Origin of the sequence: Nocardia sp. BSTN01, assembly GCF_015354405.1 — a bacterium.
Classification (GTDB): Bacteria; Actinomycetota; Actinomycetes; order Mycobacteriales; family Mycobacteriaceae; genus Nocardia.
This window is the reverse complement of the sequence record NZ_JADKYP010000201.1, coordinates 1-228: the sequence shown is the minus strand read 5'-3', so window position 1 is coordinate 228 and position 228 is coordinate 1. Positions and strand designations below refer to the sequence as shown.

1 protein-coding gene is annotated in these 228 nt (G+C 63.6%); it reads left to right on the top strand.

Annotated elements, in window-relative coordinates:
* Nucleotides 1–25: 25 nt before the first annotated feature.
* A partial coding sequence (locus IRT45_RS36530) for a hypothetical protein (RefSeq protein ID WP_375540191.1) occupies nt 26–228 on the top strand: 203 nt, incomplete at its 3' end.

The window sequence follows — 228 nt, the reverse complement described above, 5'->3', positions numbered from 1 at the left end:
GGCCCGGTCACTTACACATCACCCCTTGATCCAAGTACTGCTGGCGTGGCAGAATTTCGCCGGAAACAACGACCCCGCAGCCGGTTTGGTGCTCGAAGACCTCGACGTCACCTCGCTCCCACTCGACACCCACACCGCCCGCATGGACATCGCCTTCTCCCTCGGCGAACGCTTCACCGACACCGGCCAACCCGCCGGACTCATCGGCGCAGTCGAATTCCGCACCGA